At 48.5% G+C, this 11,963-nt stretch carries 8 protein-coding genes; all 8 read right to left on the bottom strand.

Features of this window, described 5'->3' with window-relative positions; all coding sequences use genetic code 11:
* Positions 1–22 precede the first annotated feature (22 nt).
* Positions 23–889, bottom strand: a complete 867-nt coding sequence (locus AC0YNX_RS05380; RefSeq protein ID WP_475814598.1) for a carbohydrate ABC transporter permease — start codon at positions 887–889, stop codon at positions 23–25.
* A gap of 2 nt (positions 890–891) precedes the next feature.
* On the bottom strand, positions 892–1,809 hold the full coding sequence (locus AC0YNX_RS05375; protein WP_475814597.1) for a carbohydrate ABC transporter permease: 918 nt from the start codon (positions 1,807–1,809) through the stop codon (positions 892–894).
* A gap of 77 nt (positions 1,810–1,886) precedes the next feature.
* On the bottom strand, positions 1,887–4,820 hold the full coding sequence (locus tag AC0YNX_RS05370) for an extracellular solute-binding protein (RefSeq protein ID WP_475814596.1): 2,934 nt from the start codon (positions 4,818–4,820) through the stop codon (positions 1,887–1,889).
* Entirely contained in the window at positions 4,817–5,950 is a 1,134-nt protein-coding gene (locus AC0YNX_RS05365) for an ABC transporter ATP-binding protein (RefSeq protein ID WP_475814595.1), read from the bottom strand. Before AC0YNX_RS05365 ends, AC0YNX_RS05370 begins: the two co-directional genes overlap by 4 nt.
* 125 nt (positions 5,951–6,075) lie before the next feature.
* Positions 6,076–7,083 carry a LacI family DNA-binding transcriptional regulator gene (locus tag AC0YNX_RS05360; RefSeq protein ID WP_475814594.1) on the bottom strand — a complete coding sequence of 336 codons (1,008 nt, stop codon included), beginning with the start codon at positions 7,081–7,083 and terminating at the stop codon, positions 6,076–6,078.
* 54 nt (positions 7,084–7,137) lie between these two features.
* Positions 7,138–8,871 (bottom strand): alpha-1,3-galactosidase-related protein, encoded by a 1,734-nt coding sequence (locus tag AC0YNX_RS05355; protein WP_475814593.1) that lies wholly within the window; start codon positions 8,869–8,871, stop codon positions 7,138–7,140.
* A gap of 1,020 nt (positions 8,872–9,891) precedes the next feature.
* A complete protein-coding gene (locus AC0YNX_RS05350; protein WP_475814592.1) occupies positions 9,892–10,899 on the bottom strand; it encodes a LacI family DNA-binding transcriptional regulator in 1,008 nt (335 codons plus the stop codon).
* Between the two features lie 74 nt (positions 10,900–10,973).
* The gene (locus AC0YNX_RS05345; protein ID WP_475814591.1) at positions 10,974–11,858 is read right to left on the bottom strand and encodes an AraC family transcriptional regulator; all 885 of its coding nucleotides are present in this window, start codon (positions 11,856–11,858) and stop codon (positions 10,974–10,976) included.
* Positions 11,859–11,963: the final 105 nt, after the last annotated feature.

The raw sequence follows: 11,963 nt of genomic DNA, 5'->3' as shown, positions 1-11,963 counted from the left end.
ATGAAAACCTCTTCCTCTGGCATTATTTCACGCCGGAATGCACCATCGTCTCCATGATCCGCTTCTGTGCGAACAGGAAGATAATGAGATTCGGCAGAAACATGAGCAGTCCAGCCGCAGCCGCCATGCCTTGGCCTGCAACCGTATTGTTAGCTCCGCTCGTGAGTGTCGTAATATAGTAAGGCAGCGTCTTCATCGTTTCATCTTGCATGAAGAGGGTTGACGCCTGCCCATCGCTCCAGACACTCTGAAACGTAATAATGGCAATTGTGGCCAGTGCGGGCATTGCAAGCGGCATCACAAGTTGCAGAAAGATGCGCCCTTCCGAAGCCCCGTCCACCTTGGCCGCCTCCACAATCTCATTCGGAATTTGGTCAACGAACTGCTTCATGAGAAACACGGCAACGGGAGAGGCAATAAACGGCAAGATATGCCCGAAGTACGTGTTGTTAATTTGCAGCCAGCTGATGATCAAATACCGGGGGATTGCCACGGTCTCCGGCGCGAACATGAGAGACAGCATAATCATGGCCATTACGGCCTTCTTAAGGCTGAATTGATATTTGGACAACACGTATGCGGCCATGGAACAAGAAACAATAACCGCAACTAATGAGATCGTCGTCACGATGATGCTGTTAAACAAATAGCGTGAGAAAGGTACAATACTGGCTGAGGAGCGAAGGAAGAGATCATAGAAGTTAGACAATGTTGGCTCTTTGACCAGGAAGGTTGGAGGAAACTGGAACAGCTCGTTATAAGGCTTAAAAGCATGGTTGATGATGAACACGATCGGCAGCGCGAGGAACGCTGCCAGCAGCAACAGGCTGACGAGCAGCACTACTTCGAACAGCTTCAAGCGTCGGCCTTGGTTGATCAGCGCCTGCATGACTATTCACCATCCTTCGGGTTAAATAGCTTGTAGCTAATCTTCAAAGCCGCATAGGACATCAAGAGCAGCACTACCGACACCATGGACGCGTATCCGAGTTCAAAGCGAATAAACGCGTAGTCGTCGATATGGTTAAGAATGAGATGGCCGGAATATTGCGGTGTGATCGGCAATCCGGTCAATTGAACCGAGATCGAGCCTGCCTTCAAGGTTCCGACGATGGCCATGACAGCACTAAATAGCATTTGCGGCTTCATGGACGGAATCGTTATGTAATACACTTCTTGAAGTCTGCTGGATATCCCATCGATTTTGCCTGCCTCGTACAGTTCCTTGTTAACGGTATCTAGCCCGGCAAGCAAGGAAAGGAATCCTACGCCAAAGCTCATCCAGATCGTCACGATGATCATGATGATCAGCAGGTATTTGGGATCCTGCAGCCACAGAATCGGCTTGGAGATCATACCGTACTTAATCATGAAGTTATTGATATAACCGACATAGTCGCCGCTAAAGGCTGCCTGCCAGACAACCGTAAGCGCTACCCCTCCCGCCAGGGAGGGCGCATAGACAGCCAGCGTCACGATATCCCGAATCGACTTCGGAAGCTGATAGATGAGCCAAGCAATGAAGAAGCTGAGCGCATAACCGCAAGGACCTACAAAAAAGGCGAATTTGAGCGTATTCGGCAGCGCATATTTCATAAAAATCGTATCCTGCGTAAAGAGAGCGATGAAATTGTCGAAGCCAATAAATTTGGGACGATTAAAGGCGTCGTAGGAAGTAAGGCTCATGAGCAGCGCCAGCACTACGGGCACAAGAATGAATGCGATGAAGCTGATCAGGAATGGCGCAAGAAATAAGTAAGCTAGTCTTTCCTTCCACAGCCTGGCGAGTATACTCCTGATATCCGGCATTAAAACTCGCCTCATCCTTGATTGCCTCTGTTTCTTAGGCACAGTGCCAGGACCAGTTCCAACGACTGTCACATCTCTCATGGTTGCACTGTCCTCCAATCGTATGGCTTATTGATGACAGGAAGAGTGAGGTCATACTTCCCATCTATGTTCAAATCTTGCTGCTTGCGGATCATCTCGCGCTCCAGGTTGGTGAACGATTTGTCCAATGATTCCTTCGGCGGTACCTTGTCTATGACTGTCCGGTTCCAGGCAAAATCCATTTCCCTGCCCAGATAATAGCCCCCTGGGAGTGCCGGAATATTATGCGTCCACCGGTTCTGTTCCTCAATAGCTGAAATATCAGCCGACGGCCAAGGCATTGCGGCCAGCGCTTGCATATTGGCGGTGTTCCAGCGGTATTCAATGCCATTAAAGGATTCGATGTTCCTGCCATATTCCGATTGGACTTCTGCTGACGTCCACCATTTGAGGAATTTCCATGCCTCATCTTTATTGCTGCTCTTGCTAAGAATCATATCTGCCGCCATATTATTCGGGGCCCAGCGCGCAACCTCGCCATCTTGCTGCTGAATACCTGGAATCGATGCGACTCCCCAATCTCCTCTGATTTCTGGAGCGGAGACCAGCAGTTGGACGTACGTGTTGAAATCCGCTACGCCAATTGGCATATCGCCGCGCTTGAAATGATTGAAGAAAGATGGCACATCCCGCGGCAAATCATATTTGGTGAACAAATCCGTCCACATGGTAAAAGCTTTGTACGCTGCTTCCGTATTGAAGCCTGGCTTCAGTCCGTCCTTCGAATAAAGATCGACGCCGTTCTGCAGGAAGAAAGGAGCGTAATCCTTCTGCGGATAATAGAACGACATCGCGTTCTCTTGAAGGGATGGCAGCAGCTTGCGGACGTCTTCCCATGTCTGCGGCACTTCAACGCCAAGGCGGTTCAATACGCTCTTCCGGTAGTACATGAAATAATAGGCTTGTGTCTCCGGTACCGCGTATACGCCTTGATTGTAGGTGAATGACAGCATCGCTCCGGGAATAAATCTAGAACTGATTTCTCCGAAATCCGGGAACTTGCTGAGATCAGCTGAAGCATTGCGTATCGCGTAATCCATTGGCATATCCATCGGTACGCCTAGCGCTACATCCGGTTGGTCGTTCCCTGCATTGCTGAGGAGCAATGCATTCGGATCTGGCATCAGATTGATGTTTACATGAATGCCGGTCTGCGGCGTAAAGGATTGGTTCACCATTTCCTGCAGAAGATTCACGTAATCACGTCCTCGAGATACCCACACTTGCAAGGTCTCCCCGTCTTTATCATCCCGTGTACTATATTTGAGCGTGAACGTCCGCATAAAGTTAATGGCGGTGTACGGAATCTTGGAAGCCCAGTTCGACTCTTTGAGATTCGGGTGTGCGCCTGGCGCTTTTACGACGAGATAGTCAAGCGTCATGCCTTGTTTCGTGAACGTATCCAGCCATGTGCCAATCCGGGTTTGCAAATCGCTCAGTTTATTCATTTTCTCAGGAATTTTGTCGATGTTGGCTACCAGATCGCTCAGTACCTCAATACCGACATTAATCGAACTGGTCGCATCCGTCGTATTCTGATTAAGGCCATTGAGATAGGACTCCACCGTCTGGAGCTGTTCTCTCACGCCTATCAAACGTGCTTCGAGATCCGGAATATACGAGGCAAGGTCCCATGTACGGTTCGCATCCCCGTCGCCTCCGTAATTTCCTGTTACTTTACGAATCTTCTGTTCGAGCTCGAACATTTCGTCTATCGCACTGCGCATCGACAGGACGGCTGGATCTAGCAGCGAAGAATCCGCAATGAAACGGATGTTGTGCTCGCCTTTCTCCAGATAGTACTGATAGGGTTGGCCTTCCTTATCTTGAATCGGGTACACCGTCAGTTTCCCGTTGTAAGGAAACGGATAATGGAGCATCTCCTTGAAAGGCGTCTCTCCATCGATTTGAATCGTGCGATAAATATTCGATTTGCCTTGGAAGCGCTGCGTGTATTTCACATCCAGCTCATACCATCCTGACTCCGGAACGTTTACTGTCCATTCCGCCCACTGTCCTGCCTTCTGCCACCGATTGCCGTCGATCGCGTTGTAGATGACATGCCCCTTCGGATCCGGGGATACATGCGGCTCATTCACACTGCCGACCTGCAGCGATGGATGGGATTTGCTTGCATAGCTCTCAGCCTCGATAACCGTATACCATGATGAGGCAGAAGATTGTGCACCAGCGCCTTTATTGCTGTATGGAAGCAGCTTCTCAGGTGCAACAAGCCTGATCGCTCCCCATTTCATCGGTTCGTTCAGTGCATGGAAGCGCAGAGTATGCTGTCCTTTGCTCAGATTGAAACGCAGCGGCTCGGAAGAAATTGAATAGTTGCTCAGTCTCTCGGTCTCCCAGCCTTCGATCATTGTCTGAGCCGAGCGAATCTGATTCCCAAGCCCATCCTTCATAAAGGGACGAGTCTGATCCTTCCAATACTTGACCAGCTCCAAGGACTTCGCCTCGGCATAGGGATATTCACCGTCAATCTGCAAGCCATAGAAGATTGAGGTAGTGCTGTTCTCCTGCAGCGGCGAATATTCCAGTTCGATCTCATAGAGCTTATCTGCCGGCACATCGACCTTCCATTCGATCCAGCCTTCTCCGTTATTCCACGATAAGGATTCCGATCCTGAAGTGGAACCGCTTGCAATTGTGTGTTTAGCGCCTGCGCCGCCGTTCGAGTATTTCGTAGGTTGAACCTGAATCGGTTGACCTTCGTAATTAAGAACTCCTTCTGACGCGTAACTTCTCAGTGCTTCATAATAATAAGGGCTGCCTTCACCGTCATTGAAACTCTCCAGCTTGATGCTATCTGCGGCAAGGACCGGAAATACTTCCTTTCCTTCATCAAGCGACCGATACGAATAGAGAATAATAATCAGAATAATCAGACTTAAATAAACATATAGCTTCCGGACTTTCATAGCTGCCCCCACCGACGATCGGTTCGGAGATTAACACCGGTCTCTGCATCAAAGAAATGAGCCTTCTCCATCTGGAAGCCAATCTCGATGTTAGTGTGCAATTCGAGTTTGTCTTCCGAATCGTCGATTCTGGCGACTACGCCTGTTTCTCCGACCATCAAGTAAAAATACGTATCTGCACCCATGTGCTCTTTAATATCGATAAAAGCGCTTACTTTATTCTCATTAGCGTTTAGCCATGCCGGATCGTTTACCAGATGCTCGGGACGAATACCGAGTATGACGTTGCGCATAGAAGGCGCTTCGCGAAGCTCCTCGTAGAAGCTCTCAGGAATACTCAGCCTCACCCGCCTATTATCAAAATACAGGCGTCCTTCGCTTTCTTTAATGCTGCCTTCGATAAAGTTCATTGCTGGCGACCCGATGAAGCCTGCGACGAATTTATTGGCCGGATGCTGATAGATTCGCTGAGGCGTGTCAGCTTGTTGGATAACTCCGTCCTTCATCACGACAATTCGCGTTCCCATTGTCATCGCTTCCGTCTGATCATGCGTGACATACACCGTCGTTGTCTTCAGCTCTTGGTGCAGCCGGATTAGCTCCGCCCGAGTTTGGGCACGCAGCTTGGCATCCAGATTGGAGAGCGGTTCATCCATCAGAAACACTTTGGGCTCCCGTACGATTGCCCTGCCGAGTGCTACCCTCTGCTTCTGACCGCCTGATAGCTGGTTTGGCTTCTTATCCAGGTAATTCGTAATTTCGAGTATCCGGGCTGCTTTCTTCACCCGCATATCGATCTCATGTTTGGCCGTCTTCCGGAGCTTCAGCCCAAGAGCCATATTCTCATAGATTGTGAGGTTCGGATAAAGCGCATAGTTCTGAAATACCATCGCGATATCCCGATCCTTGGGCGAGACATAATTGATGAATTTGTCTCCAATATAGATCTCGCCGTCCGATATATCTTCAAGCCCGGATAGCATTCGCAGCGTCGTTGTTTTGCCGCAGCCTGACGGTCCGACCAAGACGAGGAATTCTCCATCTTCTATATCCAGGTTAAAGTCATTTACTGAAGGTTTCTTCTCAGAACGATAGGTTTTAAACACATGACGGAATGATACGCTTGCCATAAGATCCCACCCTCGACCCCATACTATTTACAAAATTTATACTATAATCATTAGCTAAATATGTCAATAAGTTTTAGTTAAATTAAATTAAATTTTATAGTTTAAAATCGTTTTATATCATTAAACTACAAAGATTCCCGTGTCACAAAGTCCGTCTGAAAGATGTGATGGATCGCATAGTCATTCTCGCCTCTGACTCTCCAAAGCGCAGCCTTCACCGAATGAACGCCAATCTGGAAAGCAGGTACACCGATCGTAGTCAGGCTAGGCGATACATAGCTGGCCAATTCAATATTATCGAATCCTACAATCTTCACGCGATCAGGCACGGAAACGCCCAGGATCTGCAAGGCGCTTAATGCCCCTATTGCTATGGCATCGCTTGCAGCGAAGAAGACTTCCGGAAGCGCATTGCCGGCATTCATCCAATTCATAACTGCAGCTCTCGCCTTCTCCATGTCGTATTCATCCATCTCAATAACGAAACTCTGATCACAAGACCTCCCAAGAAGCAGATGAAGATCTCTATACGCTTCGAATCGCGCCTGCGAGCAAGGGCCGATGAAGCCGATTCGATCAAACCGGCTAAATACCGAGGTCCTTAACCAATGCATCGTATCCGCATAGAAATTGACGCCGACATAATCAATATCATCCGGTAACATGTCCTGCTCAATGCCGGCAACGACAACATGGATGTTGTTCTGTCTAAACAGCGTGAAATACTCCTCGCTCGAGCCTGCGACCCAGATCACAGCGGAGACCTCCATCTCCAGCAGCTTGTTGCACAGTGATTTTGGCGTATAGAGACTGAGGTTAAGGCATGAGAAAGCCATCGTCACGCCAAGATTGAACGCTTCCTTCTCAATTCCCTGGATAATCTGATTCGTATACGTCCCGGATAAAGCGTAGCTAGGCATGCCAATGACATAGGCCAACTTCTGGACAGTAAGCGGCCCTGGTGCATTCTCCTTCTCCACTCGCCTTACCTTATAGCCCATTTCCTCCACCAGCGACCATATGAGCGCCTGGGTTTCCTCACTGCATACGCTCGTATCGTTATAATTGACCACTTTCGAAATTGTCGTGACAGATACATTCGCTTTCTTGGCAATGTCTTTGAGCCTTACCATCGTTCGTTCCACCTCATATTTCCTTCAATCAAACGATTGATACTTGCCATACACTCACCACTTCGAATGAACAGACCGCTGCTCTGCTTCTATGCCGTCAATCAGGCAGATCAGCCTGCTGTTCTGGCAGCGATTGCCAATGACTTCGACATTGCTGCAAGCCTTCAAATCCAGGATATAGGGGAGTTCATCAGCGAGCGGGAAACGGCTGCTGAGCTCCACGTCGTTGTCTGCGAACCTTAAAGTGGAGATGGAGTGACCAGAGACCAATATCGGATGAAATGTGCGGAACAGGTTGCCCTCAATGATAATGCTCTCATGGTATCGGCCATCGAACGATTGTGGCGCCTCGATTTCCGGATCGATATCAATCATTCCTCTACCCCAGAACGGGAAGCAATAATTGCAATCTTCAAACACATTGTTCCTGATGGTGACGCTGCGGACAGCTCCCGATTCGAACCAATAATTCGCATCGCCGGATATTTTGATTGCTGCGCCAGGCGTGCTTATGGCATTGCCTTCAAACAGCACTTCGCCCGGAGTCGTAATCAGGAACCCTCTGGCACGGTTAGCCCTGGCCACACAGCCGTGTACATGAAGATCTGGTGTTCGCGTCAGATTCTCCAGCCCATCTCCGCAGGATATTTCATCTGGAAGCGCGGTCTCCAAGTGAACAAACATATATTCGGAATCAACGGTCCGAACGGCCTTCACGCGCGATTCAAAGTAGGGCAGCAACGAATCATTGCGAACAAGGCGTACATGATCACCTTGACCAAACACTTCAATCCCTCTCTGCTGCGGATGCACGAGCCTTAACATCAGCACATCGCCGCGACGATCTGCAACCTGCGCATAAATCCCGTGAACATTGCACGGATCATCCATCTGATTCTCGAACAGGCAATGCTCAAGCTCGATCTTCCCCTTGCAATTAACGAAATGCGTTGCATCTGCAGACGCGCTGAATAAGCGGTTGGTATGAGGACGAGGCGTAACATTAAAGGCACGAAGATGCAGATTTTCCGAGTTTTGCGCGATGAAGCCCATCCCGATCGAGGCATGTAGATTGACATCCTCGACATGAATGTTCCGACTGGCATTCACAAATATACCAGGGCAATCACGATGACCGGACTGAAGCAGCAGGACATCCCCGCTCTCGGGTCGATAACCGGTGAACCCGCTATAACGGACCCTAGATGTGCCTCTCTTCTCAACTCGGCAATGCTCGTAATGTCCCCACATGAGATTGTCCCCCGAGCCCTGCCGCGGAGATCTTGTCTTCGGATCCATCACGATAATCCCTGTCACCGGCTCTCTCCAGCCTTCACCGATTGCAATCAGCTTCCCGTCCATAACTTCGCAAGGGTACTCATTAGGAATATGGACGTCAATGCCTTCGGCATCTGTTTGAACGACCGTACCTTGCGTTATGGTAGAGCGCACATAATCAATGCTGAATCGCTTAAGCCTAATGTCCGAACAATCGTCAATTGCAAAAGGCGTCGTAAGTCCGTGCATAATAAAAGTTGAGCCTTGACCGTCAAGCGTAAAGTCATTCATCTGTAGCAGCGGAAAAGCGATCCTTCTCGTTTTCTCTTGATCATGATTGGAAATATAGTACTGGCGTTCCAACGCCTTCTCCGGCCAGAAATGATAAGTCCCTTCCGGAAAAACTAACGTGGCGCCGGGTATGTCCTTGCAATACTCAATTGCGCGTAATACAGCGAGCGTTGCATCCTGCTCCCAGTCAGCCTGCAAACCAAACGATTCCACAGACACTAACAAATCCATCTCCCCGTTTCTTTAAGGTCTAATTATTCCAGTAAATCACCCCAAATTTATACTATCATTTAAACTTTAATTATTCAATAATTTAATCTAAAATTTTAGTTTATAAAATAGATTAAAGTAAAAACACCCCGGAATAGATCACTTTATCCGGAGGGTGGAGTCTCAGCAAGGCGGAGAGCGGAGCGGATTGTCGGATATGTGTACGGAGGGATACACTGTGGCGGAAAGTGGTGCGGATTGTCGCGTGTGTGTCATGGAGGGATACACTTTGGCGGAAACTGAAGCGGTTTGACGGATGTGTGTCCTGGAGGGATACACTTTGGTGGAAACTGGAGCGGATTGTCGGATGTGTGTCCTGGAGGGACACACTTTGGCGGAAACTGGTGCGGATTTTCATATGTGTGTCCAGTAGGGATATACTTTGGCAGAAAGTAGAGCGGATTGTCGCATGTGTGTCATATAGGGATACACTTTGGAGGAAACTGAAGCGGATTGTCGGATGTGTGTCACGGAGGGATATACTTTGGCGGTGTCAAGTAAGTCTCGACTGTCCGAGAGTTCGATTTTCGAACTCTCAGAGCAGCAATCCGCCGATTTCTTCGCTGAGAGTTCGATTTTTGCACTCTCAGAGCAGCACTCGGCCGGTTTCCTTGCTGAGAGTTCAATTTTTGTACTCTCAGCTTCGCCATGAGGCCGATATCGGCTGATTACCAGTCTGAGAGTTCGATTTTTGCACTCTCGGCTTCGCGCGTAGCCGATATCTACTTCCCTTATCTGATAACCCACCGTTTGGAATAAACATGGGTTGCGCTACACTTTGGCGAAGAATGGAGCTAGATTACGTGTGTGACTCGGAGGGATACACTTTTTTTGGGGGTAATCGGTAATGTGGTAGATCGAGTCTGGTCTAGTTGACCACATCGAGGAGAATCCTCTACATGAGGCAAAGTAAAGAGGCTGCCCCATAAGTCATGATGACTTGTGGGACAGCCCCTATTCTCAATCTTATTAAAGCGATTGGCGCTTAATATACTTCGTTGGAAACATTAAACGGACCGCAAAATCACGCTCGCCGCGCAATCGGGATAACACAGCTTGTACAGCCATGACTCCAATCTTATATGTCGGCACTTCTATTGTCGTTAGCTCTGGAACGAAATATCCAGCCATCTCAATATTATCAAATCCAAGCACTCGAATTTGATCAGGGATCCGTATGCCTTGGCCTTTGAGAACGGTCATAGCGCCAATGGCAATGGAATCACAAGCTGCGAATATCGCTTCGGGCAATGTATCAACCCGGTTCAAGTAGTCCTGAATAGCTGTCTTTGCTTCGTCAATACTCCATCCTTCAAGCTCGATAATATGTTCTTCGAGAAGCGGCTTGCCCAGTACTCTGTGCGCATCAATAAACGCATCGTAACGCGATTGTCTGGTAGGTCCAATATACCCTACCCGATCAAAGTCGCTCACGAAATTCGACTTAAGCCAATGAAGCGTCTCGGAATAGAAATCAATGCCCACGTAATCCACATTGTCCGGATAATAACCTGGCTCGATTCCAGCAATCGCAATATGAATGCCAAGCCTCTCTATACCTTTAAAATACGCTTCGCTTGTACCGGCTACCCAAATAACGGCCTCCACATTGGCAGCTTCCAACTTCTCAACCAACGTGTCAGGCGTGTACAGATCCAGATTCAAGCAAGTAAAGGTAATATCCACCCCTCTGCGAATCGCCTCTGCTTCGATGCCTTTTACAATTTCATAGCTATAGGATTGCTGCATCATAAAGGAAACCGATTCAACGATGTAAGCAATTGTAAATGTACGTTCTGATCTCTGCTCCTTAGTGACAGCCCGCTTCTTGACTTTATAACCCATCGAATCAACGAGCGACCAGATCAGCTTCTGCATCTCTTCGCTGCATACATTCGTATCGTTATAATTGACGACTCTAGAAACGGTTGTTACGGATACATTTGCTTTCTTTGCGATCTCGCTCAGTGTAACCACAGCAAACCTCCGAATTATATTTTAATCTATTTTTTTAAGTATTAGCGTATTATGCATTTCTCTCAATTGTTCATTCAGTTTCTTATCGATTCCCGATAGGCCGTCGGCGTCAGTGAGAGACGATTCTTAAATGTTCTCGTAAACACATATAAAGAGGAATATCCGGTCGTAAAAGCGATTTCAGTAATGGAGGCGTCCGTCTCTGCCAGGAGTCGCTTGGCTGCATCCAGACGTACCTTCGTGATGTAATCGCTCGGCGACATTCCCGCTTTCTTCGCGAAAGCGAACGAGTAATACGTCCTGTTCAATCCCGCTACCCTTGCAGCCTGTTGGACGGTAATGCCTTCCGAGGCGTGCTGCCTGATATAGGACATACTCTGCTCAACCCAATCCGCGGAATCTATGAGTTGGATAGTCGGAGTTGTCCGGCATAGCGCTGCAAAGAGACGATAGAGCAAACTTTGCATATCCAGCGAGAGCACAGTGGCGTTTCCCTTCTCCGCTTCACGCATCATATGAAGCAGACCATGAAGAGCCCTCTCCGCTTCCTTTGACCATTTGCCCTGCAGGAAAGGATTCTCGCTACTTATGCCGGCAAGTGCCACCATTTCTTCTGCTCGTGGACCGTCAATTACGATCCAACTCATCCTCGGCGGCGCTTCACCTTCAATCGCAAAGTAAGTATAGGTCCGTTTAGGAAATAAGCAGAAAATATCTCCCTCCGATAACGTCACGTTGCCAGCATCCCACTCTACACGAACCTTGCTTTCCTTCACGATGTGCAAGCTATAGCTATCGATCCGCTTGGGTCCAACATAGTAACCTGGCTTCGTGTCTGTTGTTCCTCCGCGCACCGGCCAAATGGAAGATTGTTTGTCCAGTTCGTGCAAAGCGTAATATAAAAACTCAGCCGATTCATAGCCGCCTGTTACTAGAGAGTCCATCCCATCATCGCCCATACCGCTCCGCCCTCCGCCCATCGACCAGACAAATTGATAAACAAAGCATACACGATGCTATTTTACAACTTCTTGCTTTGCAATACAATTTATTATTGGAGGTGT

Source organism: Paenibacillus sp. J31R98, assembly GCF_056269245.1.
The sequence above is the reverse complement of the archived record's forward strand: the minus strand, read 5'-3'. Positions and strand labels throughout refer to the sequence as shown.